The following is a 22121-nucleotide window of genomic DNA, read 5'->3' as shown; positions in this document are numbered from 1 at the left end:
GACAAGGAGCGGCGATGATGCACAATCCGACCCCGCCGGTGTTGCGACCGGACCCGAAGCAGACCCTCTTCAGCATCCGGAGGCTGACCTATCGATACGCCGACGGCACCCCCGCCCTCTCGGGCATCGACCTCGACATCGCCCCGGGGGACCGGATCGCCCTCGTGGGGCATAACGGATCGGGAAAGACGACCCTGGTCAGGCAGCTCTGCGGGTTGCTCTCCCCTTCCGCGGGGAGCGTCTCCTACAAGGGGAAGCTCCTGGCCGGGGCCCACCTCGATGCCGCCCGCCTGGAGATCGGCCTGCTCTTCCAGGACCCCGACGATCAGCTCTTCGGCCACACCCTCATGGACGACGCGGCCTTCGGCCCGCGGAACCAGGGCCTGGCGCGAGTGTCGGCGGAGGAGGCCGCCCGCGTCGCCCTCGAGCAGGTGGGGCTGGCGGGAATGGCCTACAAACCGCCCCACAACCTCAGCTTCGGTCAGAAAAAGCGGGCGGCCCTGGCCGGCCTCCTGGCCATGGGCCCCGAAACCCTGATCCTGGACGAGCCCACCACCAACCTCGATCCGCGCCAGGAGGAGATCTTCCTCAACCTGCTCCGGGATTTTCCGGGCACCCTCGTCTGCATCAGCCACGACCTGATCTTCCTCTACGAACTCTGCGACCGGGCCGTGGTCATCGACCGGGGCCGCATCCACCACGATTACACCCTGAAGGAACTCGTCTCCCACCGGGCATCCCTGCGGGAGCACGGCCTCGACTTCTCCTTCCGGCTGGCCCCGGAGACGGCCGACGAAAGCGGGAAGACACCGGGAGGCGTCCCCGCGGCGACGCCTCCCGGAAAGACCGCCCCGGCGCCGGCCCTGGTCTCCCTCCGGGACTTCCGATTCCGCTATCCCGACGGCACCCCCGCCCTCGCAGGGGTCGATCTCGACATCGCATCCGGCGAACGCGTGGCCCTCGTTGGAGAAAACGGGGCCGGCAAGACCACCCTCCTCTCCTGCCTCCTCGGCCTGCGCCGGGGAGAAGGCACGTTTCACTTCGCCGGAGAGCCCGTGACGAAACAGCGGCACCGAACCCTCTGGCGGCGGGTCGGCATGGTCTTCCAGGACTGTGCCGACCAGCTTTTCTGCCCGAGCGTGGGGGAGGAGGTTGCCTTCGGACTCCGGCGCCTCGGCTGCACCCCCGACGAGACGCGGCAGCGGGTCCGGGAAACCCTGGCGCGGGTTCGGCTGTCGGGATTCGAGGATCGGGTCCCGCTGCATCTTTCCGGAGGGGAGCGCAAGCGCCTGGCCCTGGCCTGCGTGCTGGCCATGTCGCCCGACCTGCTCATCCTCGATGAACCCACCGCCGGTCTCGACCCCGAGGGGGAGGAGCTCCTGCTCCAGATCATCGGCGATCTCGACACGACCCTGCTCCTGGTCAGCCACGACATGTTTTTCGTGGGCGAGTTGACCCGCCGCACCCTGGTCATGCACCAGGGGGTGATCGGCTGCGACGTGCCGACCCGGGAATTCATGCGGGACGAGGCCCTGGGCAGCCTCAACGGCCTCGCCTTCACCTACCGGCGGGACTGCAGCGGCGCCATCCGGGAGCTGCAGCACGAACACGAGCACAGCCACCCTCACCGGCACCGCCACGAACATCCCCACCGTCACGGCGGGATGGTGCACACCCATCCCCACGAGCACGTCCACGAACACCCCCACCGCTTCGTTCATCGGCACGACGGCGGCGACAAAGCCCACGACCACGCGCCCCTCCGATACCACGAGCACCCCCACCCGGGGCACGACAGCGAACCTCACGACCACGAGCATCCGTGAGCCTGAAGTCGCCGGATGGCAGCCTTCGGCTATTCTTCCAGAAACATGTCCTTGTAGGTCTTTCGCATCTCGCGCTTCAGGATCTTGCCCGTGGGCGTCTTGGGGAGCGCTTCCATGAAGACGATCTTTTTGGGAACCTTGAAGGGCGCCAGATGTTCACGGCAGCGTTGAATGATCTCTTCTTCGGTTATCGTCTTTCCCTTCCGGGGAACCACAACGGCGGTGACCGCCTCCACCCACTTGGCATGATCCACGCCGATGACCGCAACCTCCTCCACCCGCTGGTCCTGATAGATGATTTCCTCCACCTCCCGGGTGGACACGTTCTCGCCGCCGGTCTTGATCATATCCTTTTTGCGATCGACTACGGCAACATACCGATCCTCGTCCAGGATCCCGATGTCCCCGGAGTGGAACCACCCGCCCCGCATGACGTCCTCGGTCTTTTCCGGATCCTTGAAATACATGATCATGGCATGGGGTCCCCTGCCGCAGATCTCCCCCGGAACGCCCGGGACCTCGACGGCATTGCCGAGATCGTCCTCCAGGCGGGTCTCCATGTTCAAACCGCCCATGCCGGCCGATCCCAGTTTTGACAGGGCGTCTTCGGCTTTCAGGATGGTGTGGTAAGGGGCCAGCTCCGTCTGGCCGTAGTAGTTGCAGATACCGGCCCCGGGGAGGCGTTTCAGCATCTCCTTGAGGATCTCCACCGGCATGATGGAGGCGCCGTAGTAGCACTTTTTCAGGGAGGACAGATCGTATGTGTCGAAATCCGGATGGCGCATCATCCCGATCCAGACCGTGGGCGGGGCGAAGAACATGGTGGCCTTGTGGGAAGCGATGGTCTTCAGGATATCGCCGATATCCGGGGCCATGAGGACATTGGTCCCGCCGACCCAGAATATGGGATTCATGAAAACGTCCCGCTGGGCACAGTGATAGATGGGGAGCGCATTGACGTTGATGTCGTCCGCACCGTATCTCCCGTCGATGATGGCCCCCATGTACTCGGCCATGAGCGCCTGGTTGCTGATGATCACGCCCTTGGGGAGAGACTCCGTGCCGCTGGTGTAGGTCATCTGGCAGGGATCCTCGATCCGGAGGATCACCCTGGGCTCCTCCGCCGGACAGGCTTTGTACCAGGTCTCGAAATTCATGAACCGGTCGTCCGGCGGGGCCTGGCCGGCCATATCGTCGGACCAGATCAGATTCCGCACCGTCTTCATGCCGTCCAGAACATCCGAAACCAGGTGATGCAGGGCATCTTCGACAACGAACACCCGGCTTTCGGAGTGATCGATGCAATAGGCGATATCCTTGCCCTTGAGCAGGTAGTTGACGGCCAGGTAGATCGCGCCGATCTTGCAGCACCCCAGCCATGTCAGCACATGATGGATGGTGTTGTGGGCCAGGATGGCGACACGGTCGTACTTCTTCACGCCCAGGTCCGCGAGGCCGTTGGCCACCCGGTTGCTCGCCTCTTCGAGTTCCCTGTACGTCATGGATTTTTCGCCGAAGACGACGGCCGTCTTGTCCGGATAGTGATAGCAGCTCCTCCGGATCATATCCGCGATGACCCATCGGTTCACCCGGTTGTAGCGGTTCATGAGAAAATCGAGGTTCTCCCTGTTGAGCGTGCCGTACCTTGATTTGTCCTCTGCCGATAGTGATGGTGTCTGCATTATCATGTCCTCCGGTTCATTACATCATTTCCAGTACAACGGCCATCGAGACGCCGCCGCCCCCGCAAAGGGTGGCGAGTCCCAGGCTTTTGCCCTGCTGTTTCATGCCGTGGAGCAGCGTCACCATGATCCGGCAGCCGGTGGCGCCCACCGGGTGGCCCAGGCCGATGCCGGATCCGTTGACATTGGTGATCTCACGCTTGAGGCCCAGTTCCCGTTCGCACCCGATATATTGGGCGGCAAAGGCTTCGTTGAGTTCGACCCGTTCGAAATCCCCGATCGTCATACCGGTGTTTTTCAGGAGGTTCTTCACGGCGGGAACCGGAGAAAGTCCCATGACCGTCGGGTGACAGGCCCCCCGGGCCGATGCCCTGATCCTGGCGATGGGCGACAGGTTCAATTCCCCGGCCTTTTCAGCGGACATGATGATCATGGCCGCGGCACCGTCATTGAGGCCGCTGGCGTTCCCGGCCGTCACCTTTCCGATCTTCGGGACAAAGGCCGGCGGCAGTTTCTGCAGTTGTTCCAGGGTGATGCCGGGGCGGAAATGCTCGTCTTTGTCAAAGATCACCGGCTCTTTTTTTCGCCGGGGCACCGTCACCGGCACGATTTCCGCCTGGAAAGCCCCGTCCCGGGTGGCCCGCTCGGCATTGTTGTGGCTTCTCAACGCCACCTCATCCATCTCTTCACGGCTGATGTTCAGGTGCTGGGCCACCAGCTCAGCGGTCTGGCCCATGATATAGGGCTGCCCCAGGAACATGTCGGCAGGGGATTTATGGGTGTCGACCGGGCTGTCTTCGGAGAACGGGATGAGGCGCGAACCGCACTGGAGCGCATGAATCAGGGCGTCCTCAAAGGCCTGATCCTGAAGACGACACCCCCATCGGGCCCCGGGAACGACATACGGCACGCCGGACATGTGTTCGACGCCGCCGGCGAGGATAATGTCGGCCATGCCGGCCTGGATCATGGCCATGCCCGAAACGGCGGCCTCCATGCCTGAAATGCAGACCCGGTTGATGGTGACGGCGGGGACCGCATCGGGGATGCCCGCCAGGAGGGCGGCGACGCGGGTGACATTCAGGGTGTCGTGGTGCTCCATGCAACACCCGAATCGAACGTCGTCGATCAAGGCCGGATCGATGCCGGCCCGCTCCACCGCCGCTTTCATGACAATGCCGCCGAGCTGGGCGCCGTTCATATCCTTCAATGTTCCGCCGAAGGACCCGATGGCCGTTCGGCAGGCTGAAACGATGACAACATCCTTCATTTTTCCTGTCCTTTCTTATTTTCCGGCAAAAGCGTCATCGGGGATCTCCACTGCGATACCGTCCCCGCGGAGAATCACCGCCATCCTGCCAAGGCTGACGGGCAGCACCGTCCGAATGAAGAACCGTGCCCCGGCGATCTGTCCCTCATAGAAGCTTGCGTCCTTCGATTTTACCCCTTCCCGGCGCTTTTCCGCAGCCACGAGCGCCCGCCAGAGCAGCATCCAGGCCATCACCACGTCGCCGGTGACCTCCATAAAGCCATAGGCATGGGCGAAGGCCGTCGTCATCCGCTCCGATCCGGCCATCAGGCCGATGTGGCGGGCCGTCTCCGTCAGTTGGGTGCAAGCCGCCGCCGTCTCCCCGGCCAGTTCCGCAAGGTCGGGGTGATTGCCCGCGGCGTCGAGGGTTTTTCGGATTTCGGCCGTCAGATCCCCGAAGGCCCTCCCGTTGTTCAGGCCCAGCTTTCTCCCCAGAAGGTCCATGGCCTGGATGCCGTTGGTGCCCTCGTAGATATGGGTGATCTTGCAGTCCCTGAGATACTGTTCCTGGGGATACTCCCGGGTGTACCCGTATCCGCCGTAAATCTGGACGCCCTGGCTGCACACCTCGAAGGCCCTGTCCGTGACATAGCCTTTGGCGATGGGAATGAGCACATCGATCAGCCCCTGGTACCGGGCCTTTTCAGCCGCGTCATCACTGACCCGGATCATATCCTCGCACCACCCGATGTAGAAGAGGAGGCTCCGGCATCCCTCGGTGACGGCCTTCATGCCGAGCAGCATCCGCCGCACGTCCGGATGCTGAATGATGGGAACGCCCGGCGCATCCTTGCCCGGCGCCTGGAGGTCACGCCCCTGAACGCGCTCCCGGGCGTAGTTCAGGGCGTTCAGATACGAGGCCGAGGCGCACCCCAGGGCCTGCATGCCCACATCGAGGCGGGCCTCGTTCATCATCACGAACATGGCCCGCATGCCTTTGTTTTCCTGCCCCAGGAGCGTTCCCCGGCAACGCCCTTTGGCGCCCAGCGTCATGGAGCAGGTGGGGCTGCCGTGAATGCCCATTTTTTCCTCGATGCCGGTGCAGACGATGTCATTGGGCTCTCCGAGGCTGCCGTCGTCATGGACCCATATCCTGGGCACCAGGAACAGCGAGATCCCGGCAGTCCCGGCCGGAGCCCCCTCGATCCGCGCCAGGACCGGATGGATAATGTTTTCCGCGAGGTCGTGCTCTCCGCTGGAGATGAAAATCTTGTTGCCGGTGATGCTGTAGGTGCCGTCGTCGTTCCTCACGGCCGTGGTCGTCAGCGCGCCCACGTCAGAGCCGGCCTCGGGCTCCGTCAGCAGCATGGTCCCGCCCCACTCTCCGGAGTACATTTTTTTCAGATAAAGGGCCTTCTGCCGGTCCGTACCGAACTTTTCCACCAGCTTCCCGGCGCCGTGGGCCAGCAGGATGGTCAGAACAAAGGGGAAATTGGCACCGTGAAAATAGTTTTTCGCCGCCAGGGAGACGGTCGTCGGCATCCCCTGGCCGCCCCACCGGGGGTCGTCGGACATGGCGATCCACTCCCCTTCCCTGAAAAGGGCGTAGATCCGGTGAAAGGCCTCCGGAACCGCAACCCTGCCGTTTTCAAAGGTGCATCCCTCCTCATCCCCGGCTTTCAGGGCGGGCAACATCTCCTTGACGGCCAGGTTGCGGGCCTCGGATATGACCAGGTCCACTGTTTTTCGGTTGAAATCGGCAAACCGTTCATGCCTGCACAGGTTTTCGACCGCCAGTTGCTCGTGAAGTACGAAATCCACGTCCCTGCGGTCCGCGATAATCTGGGCCATAATGCCTCCAAATATAAATTCATCAAAGGTTCAGACTGAAGGGGCATCAACGCTCCATTCACCGCGGACGCACCCCTTCAGCCTTCAGTCTTCAGCCTTCAGCCTCTACTTCCTATAATCGTAGAAACCCTTGCCGCTCTTTCGCCCGAAGTGACCGGCCCTCACCATCTTCCTCAAGAGCGGCGCCGGACGGTATTTGTCCTCTCCCAACTCCCGGTGAAAGCCTTCCAGAACCAGGAGCAGCGTATCCAGGCCCACCATGTCGGCCAGGGCAAGGGGGCCTATGGGGTGGTTGGCGCCCAGCATCATCGAACGGTCGATGTCTTCGGCCGATGCGATCCCCTCGGCGAGGACAAAGACGGCTTCGTTGATCATGGGACAGAGAATGCGGTTGACGGCGAATCCGGGGGCCTCCTTGACCTCCACCGGCGTCTTTCCGATCTTCTCGACAAATTCCCTGCTGAGGCGAAGGGTCTCATCCGAGGTGACAAAGCCCCGGATCAGCTCCACCAGTTTCATCACCGGGACGGGATTGAAAAAATGCATACCGATCACCCTTTCGGGACGCTTGACGGCGGCGGCCATCTCCGTGATGGAAAGGCCGGAGGTGTTTGAGGCGAAAAGGGTATCCGGCCGGCACAGGGCATCGAGTGCTTTAAGAACCTCTTTTTTGATATCCATCCGCTCGATGACGGCCTCGATGACCAGGTCGGCATCCCCCGCGGCCGCTTTCAGGTCGGTGGTGCCGGTAATGCGCGCCATGATCTCGTCGGCGGCGGCCTTTTCCATCCTGCCTTTGGAAACGCTCCTGGCCAGATTGTTCCGGATGATCTCCATCCCGTTATCTACAAAACGATCCTCGATGTCGCGCATGGTCGTTTCAAGACCCGCCTGCGCCGATGCCTGAGCGATGCCCGCGCCCATAATTCCCGCACCGAGCACGCATACTTTTCCGATGGTCATTTTTTTCCTCCATTGATCGATTCAGGGTTCAGCCGCCACACAACACGCGGCTTCCGGTAAACAAAAAGAAACCGTTGCTTTTCAAGCCGCTCATAAAAGCAAAAGCTGTGCCTCCAGTCGGAGGAAATATTTTTATATTTTCAAATCAAACAGTTATAAAAATAGAGGGGAGAAAAGGAGAGCGGGAGCTGGTGGGTTGTTTGTTACCCATTCACAAAACAGATTTACCGTAACGTATTTAAAAGACGATCAAAAAGCGTCTGTGAGGCATAAATGACCCGATTGAGTAAAGAATAACTCACTCAACTTTCGACTTTCATGGGCCGGTGCCGGGAGGATACGGCCCGCGCCCCACGCGGTTTCGTTCAAGTGCCGCTGATATGATTGACAGTTGTCAAGAAAAAAAAGTTCACCGACCTTCCTTTTTCCGCGGGAAAAGGATTATTACAAGCGTCTCTCCAGGCCATTGGTAGAGGCGGGATCTTTGAAACGACGGCTGATCTCTCTGATATTCGCGGGTTGGTTACCGCATGACTTGGCTACGTCGTGGAGCTGCCTCTGTCTAAAATCGGAAGTTCGGCTATTCGCCTTATTCCATAGCGGCGGCGAGGATTCTCCTATCCGAGATCGCGCCTCTGTTAATGGCCTGGAAACTGCATTTTCTTTTTTGGTAATTGACCTCCAGATCTAAAGGATCAGCAATTTTCAGCTCAGTCAAGTCACCGGTTGAAGTTGTTTTGCGATTGCCCAAAGGAAGGCGCTCAGTTCACGAGCGATGGCAGTGACAACTACTTGTTTGGTTTTTCCTTTGGCCACCAGCCTTCTGTATCTGGCACATAAGCGAAGCTGGGCTTTCCATGCGATTTGTCGGACCGGCTCAGGCAGATTCTCCTGGCGTTTCAGCAATACTCGGCTGACCCGGGGCTGCAATCGATATGCCCATGCAGCTTCAATCAGCACTTTGCGGGCATGACCGTTGCCGGTTTTGGTGATGCCGCCTCTTTTGATGTGATTGCCGCTGGAGTGTTCCGAAGGCACAAGTCCGAGATAGGCCATCAGCTGCCCGGGATGTTGAAAACGATTGAGGTCGCCTATTTCCGAGAGCATGGTTACTGCCACAATCAGCGATACGCCCCTGGCGGCCTGCAAGGCATCCACAATTGGCGCCAATCGCCAATCGGATACCATTTGCCGGATCTGCTCGGTCAACCGTTCGATGCGGGCAAGGCTTTCATGCACGGCATCGATGTATTCCTGGAAAGCAATCTGCTGGGCAGGATGGGGCATGGCGATATCCGAAAGCCAGTTGAAATAGGCTTTGGACCATTTGGTCTTTCCGGAATAGCTCATTCCATGTCTCAGTAGAAAGGCATTGAGCCGTTGCTTTGCCTTACGGCCGGCGACGACCGCATCTTCACGGGCACGGCTCAAATCACGCATGGCCTCGTCCTGGGTGTCCGGAACATAAACGGCGGTCAGCTCGCCGGCACGATGGAGACGGGCCAGCGTTTTGGCATCCCGGGTGTCATTTTTGATCCGGTCACCAATTCTTTTAGGAATCATTGAAGGGGCTGCCACCATGCAGTTGAATCCTTTGCCGGTCAGGTGGTGGTAGATGCCGTACCCACACGGACCAGCTTCATAAACAAAGTACAGCTCACTTGCAGTGGAAACCATTTTACGACAAAATTTATCGAGGGCTTCCAGATCGTTGTTGATAGCGCCGAAGGGTCTGGCTGCATCCCGGGAACCCTCTTCAGCAATAGCAATGGTGATGGAATTTTTGTGGACATCCATGCCGATAAATTTTACAGTGTTCATGACCTGCCTCCTTGGTTGTGGCTCTGTGTTAACGGCTTGATACCTTATACATAACCCACGTTTGCAAGGAAGGCAGGTCTTTTTTTGGGTGACCGACAATTTGTTCCATCCGAGGGTATCAGCAGAGATTCATCATGGGCGAGAATGGGTCACCAAAACTCGTCGGAGCCCATGATGAATCTCTGCGGGTTGCGCAGATCCGGACGTTCCGGAAACTCGGATGGTAACTGTCAATCATTATGTCTAAAGCTTGCTCCGGGCGGCCCGGAAACTCGCTGCGCTCAAACAGTCCGGGCCGCTGATCCGCCGCGGCGCTTAAGCCGCACTAAAACTCACCGCTGAAGGGGCACGGACCGTATCCTCCCGGCACCTCTTTCCGGTTACCATCATGAAAGTCGACAGTTGAGTGAAGACTGAAAGGGCCTGAACGTTCCCTACGTCACAGATGCACCCCTTCAGTCTTCAGCCTTCAGCCTTCAGTCTCTATCTTCAGGAATTCCTGCGGATGCCGAGACGCTTGATTTTCAGGTAGAGCGTCTTTCGTCCGATACCGAGAAGCGCGGCGGCCTCGGTCCGGTTCCACCGACACCGCTCCAGGATGTCGGCGACATATTTTTTCTCGAAATCCATCACGGCATCCCCAAGCCGGCCCTGGGTATCCCGGGCATTGTCCGTGGCGCTCCGGGCGCTCGCCGATCCGTGTCGGTACGGATCTCCCGGAAAATCGAGTGAATTGAGACTGACATAGCGCTGGACCGTATTTTCGAGCTCCCGGACATTCCCCGGCCAGTCATAATTGTGCAGCATGTTGAGTTCAACAGAACTGAATTTCACGAGACCGGACGGATCGTACTTCTTGAGAAAAGCATCCGCCAGGAGCGGAATATCCTCCCTTCGCTCACAAAGCGGCGGCAGATAGATCGGAATAACATGGATCCGGTAAAAAAAATCCTCCCGTATCCGGCCCTGCCGACGCAGCTCCGCGAGGTTGCGGTTGGTGGCCGCGATGATCCGGACATCGGGTCTTCGGGACTCGAGGGCGCCAATGGGGATATACCCCCCGCCTTCCAGGACCCGGAGAAGTTTCACCTGCATGTCTTCGGAGATTTCCCCCAGTTCATCCAGGAACAGGGTGCCTCCGGCGGCATGATCGAAAAATCCCGGTTTGTCTCTATCGGCGCCGGTAAATCCCCCCTTTATGTAGCCGAAAAACTCGCTTTCCATCAGGTCCCGCGGAACGGCGCCGCAGTTGACCGGCACAAATCTTCGGGCGCCGCGCTCGCTCATGTCGTGAATGGCTCGGGCCACCAGTTCCTTGCCGGTCCCGGATTCGCCGTAGATGATGACGTTGGCGTCCGTTGCCCCGGCTCTCAGAATCATCTCGTATACGTGTCGCATGACCGGGCTTTTGCCGACGATATTTCCGAAATGACGACTTTCCTTGAGGGCTGAACGCAGGCGCTGATTTTCTTTCTGAAGAAATGCATCCTTCTCTTTGACGGCGAGTTCGGCCTGCTTCCGCTCGTGGATGTCGATGACGACCGTCTGCTGCCCCGTCACCCCGTCTTCCCTGTCAAGAACAGGGGAGCTGACGGCGTAGCACCACCGGCTGTCCCCGGGTCTCCGGAATTCATATGTTACCGTTTCGCCGGTAAAGACCCGTTTTTTCTCACACCACTCGCAGGGGGCATTCAAGCCGTATATCGTCTGATAACAGCATTCACCCGTCCCGTCCTTGCCGATAAAACGCTTCAGTGCCCGGTTCATGAAAGAGACCCGGTAATCCGACGAACAGATGTAGATGAACCCTTCAAACGCCTCCACAATGCCGATCAGCTTCGATTCGCTTTCCAGCAGACTGCGTCTTGCCTGTTTGAGAGAGCTGATATCGAGAATCGAGGCCACGCTGCATTCCGTACCGGCGATCATTTCCACCCGGGCAACGACGTGTTTCCGGCGCCCCTCCCGACCGGAAAGGATGAATTCGTACTCCATGGGGACATGCCCGGCCAATTTTCTTCGATTAAAATGGTAGGTCGTCATTCTGTCGAGATCTTCCGGATCGGCAATGATGGCGGACCATTTCATCCTGCCTTCAATCTCATCCCTGGAATACCCCGTGAGCTTCTGAAATCCGGTGTTGGCCAGGGATATGGTCATATCCTTCTCGATGATGATGGTTGCAGAGCCCGTATTTTCAAAGACGCTCCGATAACGGATCCTGCTCTCCGCCAATGCCCGTGAGAGGGTTTTCCGGTCGCCGACGTCCTCGACAAACGCCACGATATGCTTTGGCAACCCGTTCTTTTCCCGAACGATCCGAACATGGATCAGCGCGTCCATGACGCCGCCGTCTTTTTTGCAGAATCGGCTTTCGATATCCAGGAGGCGCTTCCGTGCCGACGTCGCGGAGAGGAGTTCTTCGCGTCGGGCGAGATCCACCGCAATAGGATGGATGCCGGAAGCGGCTTCCGCTACGGAATCGTATCCCAGCATCCGCGCCAGGGCCGGATTGGCGTCAATGAGGCGCCCCTCGGGAGTGGACCGCAGAATGCCGATGGGCGCATGTTCAAACAGGTCTCCGTCGCCTCCGTAATATTTTGTCATGGCATCTCATCCCCCGCGCGGCAGGTCCCGCGCACCGCATCGGTTTTTCATCATTTCAACTCGAATCGCCGGTATTACCGGATACCAGAGATTCGGTCGAAAAACAACGGGACGGGTCTTTCGGCCTCACCCCTCATCCAGGGGTGAGGCCGTTGTCGCCGCGCCGCAATGCAAATACCGGTTTGCCGTCAGGACGATGCGATGACCGGAAATTCGGCCGCGGCTCAGGCAATGACCATGATGACGTCTCCCGTGGCCACTTCGGAACCCTTCTGCACCCGAATTTCCTGAACCGTGCCGGAGACGGCGCTGGTCAGGTTGTTCTCCATCTTCATGGCCTCCATGACGGCCACCGTCCGACCCGGGGTGACGGTATCCCCCACGGCCACGTTGATGCGGAGGATCAGGCCGGGGATCGGGGCCGTCACGGTGCCGGCACCCGCCACGCAAACCCGCTTCGGCGCTGCCGCCGGGGGGGTCTTGGGAATCGCAGGGGCCTGCGGCGGAACGGAAGTCGGGGCCGTCCGCGAGGCCGCCGGCGCCTCGTCCTTCCCGATGAAAACCGTATAGGGACTGCCGTTGACGCTCACCTGGACATATCCGGCCGCCACCTCGCCGATCTCCACGGCAAACTGCTGCTCATTGATGCTCAACTGGTATCTCATGAAAAACTCCTCTCAATCCTTGCGATGAAGGGTTCGGTTGTAGGTGTCAAGCCGGTCCGTCATCATCCGGTTCAGGCCGTCGTGGGTCCAGGCATCCGAATGCCCGGGGGTCAGGGTCAGGGTCGGGGGAGGCGTCCGGCAGGCCAGGGAGTGCAGGTGAAGGGCCGCGGCGATGGCCGCCGCATCCGTTTCCGGAATACCCGGCGCCGTCTCCGGGGCCGCCGGTTCCGCCGCCTCCGGAGCCGGTTCGGAGGCCGCCGCTGCAGCCTCCCGCCGTGCCTTGCGACGATCCAGATACTGGAAAAAGACGCCGGAGAGGATCATCCCGATCATGAGGATGGAAAGAACGATGAAGATCCCGAAGAATCGGATGAAGAGCGTCCCCAGGGCATATCCCCAGAAGGAGTCCCGGGGGCCGCCCACAAGGGTGATCTTCCCGTTCGCGGTGCCGTCCGAATCCCGGGGACCGCCGTCCTGAACCGCCACCACCAGTTCCTGGACCCGATCCGGGTGGGAAATGTTTTCCGCCCGGCTGTCGGACCAGGGGGCCGGAAGACGGTCATTGAACACATAGAAGGCGGTCGACCGGGTGAAAAAATCGGAAATGACCGACACCCTGGCCTCGCCGCCCCTGGGCACCGCTTCCAGCACAATGGCGAACAAGGCCGACTTGAAATTTTTCACATCCACCTCGGGTCGAGCCGCCTTATTGAAATCGACGCCCGCCACGGATGCGAGCTTTCCGCCCGCGGCCTTGAACCGGAGGATCACGCTGGTGCTCTTGGCCCGCGGGATGAGCTTGGCGGCGATGACCGCCCCTTCCCGGGTAAAAGTGGGTACCGGCTTCTCGATATCGCCGGAGACGTTGATTTTGGCGGCGGGTTCGCCCGGCAGGAAGGCCAGAAAGGCCAGAAAGGCCGCAGCGGGCACAAGGCGGGACAACCAATGGAATGACTGGGATCGAATGGTTCTCATGGCGCTCCTCCTAATTGAACATGGCGATGAACATGCCGGCTGCGGCCGCCGATCCGATGACTCCGGCCAGGTTGGGGCCCATGGCGTGCATGATGAGCCAGTTGTCCGGATCGGCCTTCATCCCTTCGGAATGGGTGACCCGGGCCGACATGGGGACCGCCGAGACCCCGGCCGAACCGATCAGGGGGTTCATCTTCTCCTTGAGGAAGAGATTCATGATATGGACCGTCAGGATCCCGCCGACGGTGCAGATGGTGAAATCGACGAGTCCGAAGCCGAAGATGAGCAGCGGCTTCAGGCTCAGAAATTTTTCCGCTTCCATGGTGGCGCCCACGGAAACCCCCAGAAAGATGGTCACGATATTCATGAGGGCGTTCTGGGCCGTATCCGTCAGGCGCTTCACCACCCCGCACTCCCGCATGAAGTTGCCGAACATGAACATCCCCATCAGGGGCGCCACCGCCGGCACCAGCAGGATGATGAGGGCCGAGGCGATAAGGGGGAACAGGATCTTTTCCCTGGTGGAGACCGGCCGGAGCTGACGCATCCGGATTTTGCGCTGCTCGGGTGTCGTGAAGAGCCGCATGATGGGGGGCTGGATGAGCGGAACCATGGCCATGTAGGAATAGGCCGCAAGCGCGTTGGCCCCCAGGAGATGGGGTGCCAGCTTCGCCGTCAGGTAAATGGTGGTGGGGCCGTCCGCACCGCCGATGATGCCGACGGAGGCGGCCTCCTTCAGGGTAAAGCCGAAAAAGAGCACACCGATATAGGTGACGAAGACCCCGAGCTGGGCACCGGCGCCGATGATGAGGGTCTTGGGATTGGCGATGAGCGGTCCGAAATCCGTCATGGCCCCCAGCCCCAGAAAGATCACGCAGGGAATGATCTCCCATTCCACACCGTATTTGTAGAAGGCCCGGATCAACTCCGGCGTCCCGTGCTCCGTGAAGCCCATGAGGGGGACCAGTGGGAAGTTCACCAGAAAGATTCCGAAGCCGATGGGCACCAGCAGAAGGGGTTCGTAATTTTTGGCCACCGCCAGGTAAAGAAAGAAGAAGGCCACCGCCAGCATGATCACCTGTTTGAACATCAGGTTGGGCAGCCCCGTTTGAGTGGTCAGAATGCTGACAATGAGTTCAAGGACTTGATCCCATGACATCGCGTAATTTCCTTTCTAAAGGGGGATATTGCCGTGCTTTTTGGGGGGATTGACGTCCCGCTTGGTCCGAAGCGCTCTCAGGGCCTGGATGACGCGGGGTCGGGTGTCCGCCGGATCGATGACATCGTCGATGTAGCCGAGTTCCGCAGCCTTATAAGGATTGGCGAATTTCTCCCGGTACTCGGTCACCAGGCGTTTCCGCTCGGTGTCGGGGTCGGCGGCGCGCTTGATCTCGCCCCGGCTGATGATGTTGACCGCCCCTTCGGCCCCCATGACCGCAATCTCCGCCGTGGGATAGGCGATGACCATATCCCCGCGGATGTGACGGGAGTTCATGACGCAATAGGCGCCGCCGTAGGCCTTTCGGGTAATGAGGGTGATGCGGGGAACGGTGGCCTCGCAGAAGGCGTAGATCAGTTTGGCGCCGTGCTTGATGATGCCGCCGTGCTCCTGCTGGATGCCGGGAAGGAACCCGGGAACGTCCTCGTAGACGATAAGGGGAATGTTGAAGGCATCACAGAAACGGACGAACCGAGCCCCCTTCAGGGAGGCGCCGATATCGAGGCATCCGGCCATGACGGCGGGTTGATTGGCGACGATGCCCACGGCGAAGCCGTCGAGCCGTGCGAACCCGACGACGATGTTCCGGGCATAATGCTCATGAACCTCGAAGAAATAGCCGCTGTCCACGGTGGCGCGGATGATGTCCCGAATGTCATAGGGGGTGTTGGGATCGGGGGGAACCTTATCCCGAAGGGTCTCGTCCCGCCGCAGGGGGTCGTCTCCCGTTTCCACGCGAGGCGGCCCCTCCAGGTTGTTCTGGGGCAGGAAGGTCATGAGTTCGCGAATTCCGGCAAGACAGGATGCGTCATCGGGCATGGCGAAGTGGGCCACGCCGCTGACGGCATTGTGGGCCATGGCGCCGCCCAGATCTTCCTTGGTGACCGTTTCCCGGGTGACGGCCTTGATGACCTCCGGGCCGGTGATGAACATATGACCCGTCTTCTCCACCATGAAGATCCAGTCGGTCAGAGCGGGGGAGTAGACGGCGCCGCCGGCCGACGGACCCATGATAGCCGTAATCTGGGGAACGAGGCCGGAGGCCATGACGTTGCGCAGAAAAATGTCGGCATAGCCCGCCAGACTCATCACCCCTTCCTGAATGCGGGCGCCTCCCGAGTCGCAGAGGCCGATGACCGGCGCACCGACCTTCATGGCCGTCTCCATGACCTTACAGATCTTCTCGGCGTGGGAGAGGGATAGCGACCCGCCGAACACCGTGAAATCCTGGGCAAAGAGAAAGACCTGGCGCCCGTGGATCAGGCCGTGGCCCGTCACCACCCCGTCACCGGGGATCTTCTGGGTATCCATGCCGAAATCGGCGCATCGGTGGACCTTGAACCGGTCCACCTCCACAAAGCTGCCCGGATCCAGAAGCAGATCGATGCGCTCCCGGGCGCTCAGTTTACCGCTCTCATGTTGTTTGCGAACGCGATCTTCGCCGCCCCCGGCCAACGCGTCCCGTGTTTTCCGGGCCAGCGTCTCCCGGATTTTCTGATTCAGGGCCTTCTGCAACGCAACGTTGTCCATTACGCCTCCTTGTTGAAGGATCTGGTGGATGCCGCCCCGCGATCTAAACACGACAGGCAGTCCGTAACGGACTGCCTGTTTTTTTAACCGGTGCGTCGATGCCTGCCCGGAGCCCCGATGCATGGAAACTGCTGCAGGGTCGGAAAACAGTTCCGGATCGGCCCTTTCAGGCCGTGCCTCACCGTTTTGCATGGCATCCGGAAAGACTGCATGGGCGCATCTCATTATTGAGTTGTGGATGGGTTCAGGAGAAATCCCCCCGGTCAGGTTCGACGAGGGTAGATCTCTTTAAAGAATTCGGTGACGTTTTGCAATGGGAAAAATTGAGGACCCGGAATGGATTTGCGGATAGACGTGAAACGTGGATATCCGGAAGCGAATCCGACGTTTCGGGATTTCCCCCGGGACGCCGGATTCCCCGCCGTGATGGTTACTCCTCGAAGAGAATCTTGTGGTCGACCAGGTTCATTCCCCGGATGCGGCCCTTGACGATTTTCTGATCACCGAAAATCCCCACCAGCCGCCAGGCCCCCTCTCCTTCGGGCTCCACCAGATCGACGGATTCCATGATCAGGGTTTCCGCGTCGTTCTTGACCATATACGCATTGGCTTCACACATGGCGCAACACCTCCTTTATCTTTCCCGCCACCACAGCCTCCACCAGGTGCGGCAGCGGTTCTTTGACCATCCCCACGATCTCCACGTTCTCCTGGGACAGGGGCAGGAGAACCTTCAGAGCCGGGCTAGACATGACCGCCTCGGCCATTCGGGGCGTCACCTCGCCGAGCATGGCATTGGCCCAGGTGATCCCGACGGGGCCGACGATGACGTCGGCCTGGAAGGCGGACCGGCAGATGGCATTCTCACCCGACGCCCCCCGATTGGCCCCGGCCTTGAGCATACTCGCCGTGGCGATGGCATTGGTGCCCAGGGCGATCAGCTCCACCGACTCGCCATAGGCGTTTTTCAAGGATTTGATCAGGGTGGCGCCGATGCCGCCGCCCTGCCCGTCAATCACGCAGATCCGCTTTGTCAATTCCCAGTCCCTTTCCACACGGGTCATCCCTCAACTCGACTTTCGACTTTCATGGGCCGCTGATCCGCCGCGGCGCTTAAGCGGCACTAAAACTCACCGCTGAAGGGGCGCAGGCCGTATCCTTCCGGCACCTCTATCCGGTCATCGCATGAAAGCCAAACGTCGAACCCTTAAAAAAAAGCCACGAAGGCGTCTTCCATACCAGTGGAACGACCTTCGTGGCCAGTTTGATTTCGCATTACGGCCTTCGGCTTTCAATGCCGATGCCGCCAAAGGAAGGGCTTTCGCCCACCCGTTCGTATACCGTATTGCCGACTTCTGCCGGAATTTATCTTACAATAAACCTAAACTGAATCACCGCTTACGTCAAGAAAATTCCATCTCCGGGAATCCCGTTGCGAGCGGCGCCCGGCGCGACGGGAAGATGCCCGGCCGGTACAGGTTTCAGACCACCTGGATTCTCTCCTCCGGCCCAGTGATAATTTCCCCGATCTGGGCGGCATCGGCTATACCCCTTTTTTTCATGGCGTCGACGAGTTCATCGGCCTGACCGGCGCTGAGGCTGATCAGGAGCCCGCCCGAGGTCTGGGGATCGAACAGGAGATCCTGCCGGACACGCACCACCGTTTCCGAAAAGCTGACCATCGGCTCCCTGAATTCCCTGTTTTTGTAAGCACCCGCGGGAATCAGTCCCATGGCGGCGAATTCCAGCGCTTCCGGGATCACCGGCACCCGATCGGAAAAGATCCGCGCGCTCGCGCCCGACCCGCAGACCATTTCGGCCAGATGTCCGAGCAGGCCGAAACCGGTGACGTCGGTGCAGGCGGTTACATCGAAAGCGGACATGATTTCAGCGGCATCCCGGTTGAGCCGGACCATCAGTTGCGTAATTCTTTCCGTGAGGTCCGCGGACGCCATGCCCGCCTTGATGGCGGTGTTGACGATTCCGGTGCCGAGCGCTTTCGTCAGGACCAGCCGGTCTCCCGGCCGGAGTCCTTTCTTGGTGAGCACCCGAGACGGATGGATCACACCGGTGATTGACAGGCCGTATTTCAGTTCCTTGTCCTCGATGCTGTGGCCGCCGATCAGCACGACCCCGGCCTCGCTCAGCTTGTCGAGCCCTCCCTGGATGATCCGCCGCAGAATCGATATATCCATCTCCTTGACCGGAAAGGCCACCAGGTTCATGGCGGTCTTCGGTGTTCCGCCCATAGCATAGACATCGCTCAGTGCGTTGGCGGCCGCAATCTGGCCGAACCCGTAGGGGTCGTCCACGATGGGGGTAAAAAAATCCACGGTCTGGATCAGCGCCACATCATCCGAAATCTTGTAAACACCGGCGTCGTCGGCACGCTCCAGACCGACGATCACATTTTCATCGGTGGGAAACACTATTCCGCAAAGTGCCTTGTCCAGGTCCCCTGGAGGCAGTTTGGACGCTCAGCCGGCGCCGGTCACCGTCCTGGTCAGTCGCATCTTCTTATCATTATCCGCCATGGATATTCTCCTGATGGTTTAAGCCCATTGCTTTTGACAACGCCCGTGGAATGTTGTCGATCAGTTCCATAACCTGAGTCGCGGGATTCGGATCGGCATAGTGACCGGTCCAGCGATTGACTTCAGCGGCCAGCGCCCCGGCTTCCACCGGTTTCAGATCCGTGCCGCACAGGACGGTCAGCAGACCGGTCAGGGTATCCCCCGTACCGCCGATGGCCTCCATGGCATCAAAAGAGGGGGAATCCACGACTTCGACAATCTGCTTCCTTGCCGCAATATAGTCTGATTTGCCTTTTACCACAAGATGCGCTGCGGCATTGCCGTGCGTATAAGCCCGCTGGATCAAATCAGGCACATTACCATCCTGGTGCAGAATAAACCCTCGTGTGTAAAAGGGATGCGGCGCCATTTCATCCGCCAGAAACGCCAATTCACCGACATCCGGCGTGAAAAAATCATAGCAGGGTGCCTGCCCGCTCATCTTGGCGGCATACATGAATCCGGCGTCGGCAATCAGAATCGGCCGCGGTTTCATCGCATCAACCGCAAACAACACCTTGTTATGCCAATCCGCATCCGGCTGAAGATAATGAAAGGTCAATACCGCAAAATTAAATTCGGATAAATGCCGTTCCAGAAATTGATACAGCCGGCGGCTGCCGTGCCCTTCACCGGTATCCCCCACCAGGAAGGCGTACACTTCCGCACCCCCCAGCCATTCGGAAGCCTTCAGCGCGGCAGCCGCCAGTGCGGGGGTTCCGCGGTTTACGGGTATGTTTCGACCATTCATGCGCAGATGTCCGTCGACCAGGCGGATCTGTCCGTGGGTCAGCGGAAACTGCGGATCGGGAACCGTGCCGACGATGCCTAAAATTTTCGACATAACGCCTCATACGCGAGCTCAAGGGCATAGCCGCAGAGGGTATGCCCCAATTCTCGGGGCCTGGGCGCTTCCGCCAGGGTTTTCCCCACCATTTCCCGGGCCAGGAAGGGTACATCCGGGCATCCGCCGCCGGAAATATTGACGATTTTAAGATCCTTTTTGGATACGGTGATTTTCATGTTGGCCGCCCGCACCATCAGATAATCACCGAAATCTTTGGTATGAAACAGGCTTACGGGTTCAAGCAACGGGGCCGTGACCGGCATGATTGAAAGCGGCTCAATACCGACGCTGTTGAGTTCCCGCAGAATGTTCAACTCTTCCATCAGCGGAAATTCGATCACCAGATCGCAGCCGGTTTGAATGTCGGGCGGCGGCCCCATCACCCGAACCGACCAGCCCGTTTTTTTCAGAACATTTTCAGCCTGAATCACATCACTTGTATTTTCGAAAACCAGAATCCCGCGATCGACCGACGATTTCCGATCTTTTTTTATCCCTGCCGGTTTTTTCTTTTTAAAAAATCTGAGCACGCTCACCTTTTCCTGATCGTAATCCGATATCCTTCCCCTTCAGGGGATACGTCACTGATGTTGCAGCCTTGACTCTCAGCGGCTCGCGTCACATTTTCCCTGGAAGTATCCGTGTCCACCAGAACGATGATATCCGTCTCTTTTCCGTTTTTGATTTCATTCAAGGTCATAATGACCGGCTGAGGGCAGGAAAGTCCCCTCGCATCCACTGTCGCTGGCATCTGAGCCCTCCTTTTATGCGCTTTTCCTTCTCATGGTAAAACCAACAAACAGACAAACCCCAAAGCCCACAACCACTGCAGCAATGCCGTGAGGGCCTACGCCGCCGGGAGAACTTGCCAGCCCGAAATTGTGGGCGAACCCAGCGCCCACGATCATTCCCAGTACGAATACGGCGGCGTCCCCATCCCCTTCACCTGCGAGAAAAAGCTGTCGGCCGGGACATCCGCCGGCCAGAGCAAAAGCGAGTCCTGCCAGAGCCATGCCGGCAAAATTCCAGAAATGCTGGGTGTGCGCCACGGGCTGACCGGCAAAGCCGGGCGTAAACTGGTTGAGTGCGAGGTTGGTCAAAAACGCAAAAACCGCCAGGGCAATGAAACCGGAAAGCAGATGGGTTTGTCCGAACAGCACCACATCCCGAATGGCACCCATGGTGCAGAAACGGCTTCGCTGCGCCAGGAAACCAACGGCGATCCCCACGACCAAAGCAGACAACAGGGGGGCATGCATGGCGCCGGGTCCCTGGAGACTGTAAAACAAGACGCCGCTTTTGTCCTGGCCTTCGACCTGCGGGAATACGAGCATCAACACCAGAAACCCGACCATGATCAGCGGTAGGATCCAACCGACCGCGGTGTGCGTCGCCTGCGTGCGGCCCAAGGTGTATCCTGATTTGAGAAACAGGGTGCCGATCCAAATGCCGACGGTTAACCCCGTCAATCCCAGAATGGCGTTGCCGTCGCCGCCGGCCAACCGCAGGACGGCTCGCCAGGGGCATCCCAGAAACACCAGGGCGCCGATCATGGCGAAAACGCCCAGAACAAACCGGACAATGGGTGCCGAGCCTGCTCTGGGCCTGTATTCCCTGAAAATGTAGGCAGCGACCATCGCGCCGAGGACAAAACCGATGATCTCGGGACGAATGTACTGCACCACCGCCGCCCGATGAAGACCGAGCGCGCCGGCCATGTCGCGTTCAAAGCAGGCCACGCAAATCCCCATGTTGCCGGGATTGCCCAGTTTCTGCAGCACGGGCGCCAGGATTCCGATAACAGCCCCCACCCCGATCACGCCCCATTTCGTTGCGAAAATATTTTTCCCCCCCATCGATCCCTTCATCCTTTCTTTGCTGACCAAGAAACGCTATTCACCGAACGGACAGGATAACTCACCGGCGTGATACACATGCTTTTCGCCGCAAAAGGGGCAGGGGCCGTTGAGGGCCACCTTTGCATCCAGAACCCTGTTCCCGGACCCGTCGGTTATGACGCCCCTGTTATCCAATATTGTGAAATCCGCGCTTTCAAACACCTCGTTTCGCGTCGGACACACAAATATAAATTTCATATCCATGCTCATCCTCCGATATGGGTTCGGTACCGGCCCCTGACAGTTGAAAAACAATGGTTACCCTGTTCAACGACCCGGCGCCTGATCTCATAATGGCTATCGATATAATTCTTATATCATTGTTTTCCCAATGATTCTAATCGATTTATTCTATTCTTCAAGGCTGTTCGATAGAATTTTACGATGCGCATCAAAACGCTTATGGGGCGGGGAG

Annotated in this window: 18 protein-coding genes; 1 reads left to right on the top strand and 17 read right to left on the bottom strand. The window is 59.3% G+C overall.

The window, feature by feature from the left end:
- Positions 1-14 precede the first annotated feature (14 nt).
- Complete coding sequence (locus dmul_RS01750; RefSeq protein ID WP_020877222.1) at positions 15-1826, top strand: ABC transporter ATP-binding protein; 1812 nt, start codon at positions 15-17, stop codon at positions 1824-1826.
- Between the two features lie 29 nt (positions 1827-1855).
- Here dmul_RS01750 and dmul_RS01745 read toward each other — a convergent pair whose 3' ends face one another.
- From dmul_RS01745 to yedE, 17 genes are all read right to left on the bottom strand, one after another.
- Complete coding sequence (locus tag dmul_RS01745) at positions 1856-3508, bottom strand: acyl-CoA synthetase (protein ID WP_020877221.1); 1653 nt, start codon at positions 3506-3508, stop codon at positions 1856-1858.
- A gap of 19 nt (positions 3509-3527) precedes the next feature.
- On the bottom strand, positions 3528-4778 hold the full coding sequence (locus dmul_RS01740; protein ID WP_020877220.1) for a thiolase family protein: 1251 nt from the start codon (positions 4776-4778) through the stop codon (positions 3528-3530).
- A 15-nt stretch (positions 4779-4793) separates the two neighbouring features.
- Positions 4794-6608, bottom strand: a complete 1815-nt coding sequence (locus tag dmul_RS01735) for an acyl-CoA dehydrogenase (protein WP_020877219.1) — start codon at positions 6606-6608, stop codon at positions 4794-4796.
- A 105-nt stretch (positions 6609-6713) separates the two neighbouring features.
- Positions 6714-7571, bottom strand: a complete 858-nt coding sequence (locus dmul_RS01730) for a 3-hydroxybutyryl-CoA dehydrogenase (RefSeq protein WP_020877218.1) — start codon at positions 7569-7571, stop codon at positions 6714-6716.
- A 714-nt stretch (positions 7572-8285) separates the two neighbouring features.
- The gene (locus tag dmul_RS01725) at positions 8286-9392 is read right to left on the bottom strand and encodes an IS110 family RNA-guided transposase (protein WP_020878859.1); all 1107 of its coding nucleotides are present in this window, start codon (positions 9390-9392) and stop codon (positions 8286-8288) included.
- Positions 9393-9881: 489 nt separating this feature from the next.
- Positions 9882-11999, bottom strand: coding sequence for a sigma-54-dependent Fis family transcriptional regulator (locus dmul_RS01720; RefSeq protein WP_020878382.1), 2118 nt, complete (start codon positions 11997-11999; stop codon positions 9882-9884).
- Positions 12000-12223: 224 nt separating this feature from the next.
- Entirely contained in the window at positions 12224-12664 is a 441-nt protein-coding gene (locus tag dmul_RS01715; protein ID WP_020878383.1) for a biotin/lipoyl-containing protein, read from the bottom strand.
- Between the two features lie 12 nt (positions 12665-12676).
- Positions 12677-13639: an OadG family transporter subunit gene (locus dmul_RS01710; RefSeq protein ID WP_020878384.1), complete on the bottom strand. Its 963-nt coding sequence runs from the start codon at positions 13637-13639 to the stop codon at positions 12677-12679.
- Positions 13640-13649: 10 nt separating this feature from the next.
- Complete coding sequence (locus tag dmul_RS01705; RefSeq protein ID WP_020878385.1) at positions 13650-14798, bottom strand: sodium ion-translocating decarboxylase subunit beta; 1149 nt, start codon at positions 14796-14798, stop codon at positions 13650-13652.
- 15 nt (positions 14799-14813) lie between these two features.
- Complete coding sequence (locus dmul_RS01700; protein ID WP_020878386.1) at positions 14814-16388, bottom strand: acyl-CoA carboxylase subunit beta; 1575 nt, start codon at positions 16386-16388, stop codon at positions 14814-14816.
- A gap of 430 nt (positions 16389-16818) precedes the next feature.
- On the bottom strand, positions 16819-17007 hold the full coding sequence (locus tag dmul_RS01695; protein WP_020878387.1) for a CooT family nickel-binding protein: 189 nt from the start codon (positions 17005-17007) through the stop codon (positions 16819-16821).
- The gene (locus dmul_RS01690) at positions 17000-17452 is read right to left on the bottom strand and encodes a DUF3842 family protein (protein WP_020878388.1); all 453 of its coding nucleotides are present in this window, start codon (positions 17450-17452) and stop codon (positions 17000-17002) included. The genes dmul_RS01695 and dmul_RS01690 overlap by 8 nt, the downstream gene beginning before the upstream one ends.
- A gap of 417 nt (positions 17453-17869) precedes the next feature.
- Positions 17870-18922 carry a selenide, water dikinase SelD gene (gene selD / locus dmul_RS01685; protein WP_078081170.1) on the bottom strand — a complete coding sequence of 351 codons (1053 nt, stop codon included), beginning with the start codon at positions 18920-18922 and terminating at the stop codon, positions 17870-17872.
- A complete protein-coding gene (locus dmul_RS01680) occupies positions 18912-19805 on the bottom strand; it encodes an NAD(P)H-hydrate dehydratase (RefSeq protein WP_020878390.1) in 894 nt (297 codons plus the stop codon). Before dmul_RS01680 ends, selD begins: the two co-directional genes overlap by 11 nt.
- On the bottom strand, positions 19790-20338 hold the full coding sequence (locus tag dmul_RS01675) for a putative Se/S carrier protein (RefSeq protein ID WP_020878391.1): 549 nt from the start codon (positions 20336-20338) through the stop codon (positions 19790-19792). The genes dmul_RS01680 and dmul_RS01675 overlap by 16 nt, the downstream gene beginning before the upstream one ends.
- 2 nt (positions 20339-20340) lie before the next feature.
- The gene (locus tag dmul_RS01670) at positions 20341-20559 is read right to left on the bottom strand and encodes a sulfurtransferase TusA family protein (protein WP_020878392.1); all 219 of its coding nucleotides are present in this window, start codon (positions 20557-20559) and stop codon (positions 20341-20343) included.
- Between the two features lie 13 nt (positions 20560-20572).
- Positions 20573-21664 carry a YedE family putative selenium transporter gene (gene yedE, locus dmul_RS01665; protein ID WP_020878393.1) on the bottom strand — a complete coding sequence of 364 codons (1092 nt, stop codon included), beginning with the start codon at positions 21662-21664 and terminating at the stop codon, positions 20573-20575.
- Positions 21665-22121: the final 457 nt, after the last annotated feature.

The sequence above is a fragment of the Desulfococcus multivorans genome, from assembly GCF_001854245.1.
GTDB classification, from domain to species: Bacteria; Desulfobacterota; Desulfobacteria; order Desulfobacterales; family Desulfococcaceae; genus Desulfococcus; species Desulfococcus multivorans.
This window is presented reverse-complemented; position numbering and strand designations above follow the sequence as displayed.

Coding starts and splice junctions, on each gene's coding strand:
- dmul_RS01670 (WP_020878392.1), bottom strand. CDS start 20,559: ATGCCAGCGACAGTGGATGCGAGGGGACTTTCCTGCCCTCAGCCGGTC.
- dmul_RS01740 (WP_020877220.1), bottom strand. CDS start 4,778: ATGAAGGATGTTGTCATCGTTTCAGCCTGCCGAACGGCCATCGGGTCC.
- dmul_RS01680 (WP_020878390.1), bottom strand. CDS start 19,805: ATGTCGAAAATTTTAGGCATCGTCGGCACGGTTCCCGATCCGCAGTTT.
- dmul_RS01725 (WP_020878859.1), bottom strand. CDS start 9,392: ATGAACACTGTAAAATTTATCGGCATGGATGTCCACAAAAATTCCATC.
- dmul_RS01745 (WP_020877221.1), bottom strand. CDS start 3,508: ATGCAGACACCATCACTATCGGCAGAGGACAAATCAAGGTACGGCACG.
- dmul_RS01715 (WP_020878383.1), bottom strand. CDS start 12,664: ATGAGATACCAGTTGAGCATCAATGAGCAGCAGTTTGCCGTGGAGATC.
- yedE (WP_020878393.1), bottom strand. CDS start 21,664: ATGGGGGGGAAAAATATTTTCGCAACGAAATGGGGCGTGATCGGGGTG.
- dmul_RS01705 (WP_020878385.1), bottom strand. CDS start 14,798: ATGTCATGGGATCAAGTCCTTGAACTCATTGTCAGCATTCTGACCACT.
- dmul_RS01750 (WP_020877222.1), top strand. CDS start 15: ATGATGCACAATCCGACCCCGCCGGTGTTGCGACCGGACCCGAAGCAG.
- dmul_RS01690 (WP_020878388.1), bottom strand. CDS start 17,452: ATGACCCGTGTGGAAAGGGACTGGGAATTGACAAAGCGGATCTGCGTG.
- dmul_RS01735 (WP_020877219.1), bottom strand. CDS start 6,608: ATGGCCCAGATTATCGCGGACCGCAGGGACGTGGATTTCGTACTTCAC.
- dmul_RS01720 (WP_020878382.1), bottom strand. CDS start 11,999: ATGACAAAATATTACGGAGGCGACGGAGACCTGTTTGAACATGCGCCC.
- dmul_RS01710 (WP_020878384.1), bottom strand. CDS start 13,639: ATGAGAACCATTCGATCCCAGTCATTCCATTGGTTGTCCCGCCTTGTG.
- dmul_RS01695 (WP_020878387.1), bottom strand. CDS start 17,007: ATGTGTGAAGCCAATGCGTATATGGTCAAGAACGACGCGGAAACCCTG.
- dmul_RS01730 (WP_020877218.1), bottom strand. CDS start 7,571: ATGACCATCGGAAAAGTATGCGTGCTCGGTGCGGGAATTATGGGCGCG.
- dmul_RS01700 (WP_020878386.1), bottom strand. CDS start 16,388: ATGGACAACGTTGCGTTGCAGAAGGCCCTGAATCAGAAAATCCGGGAG.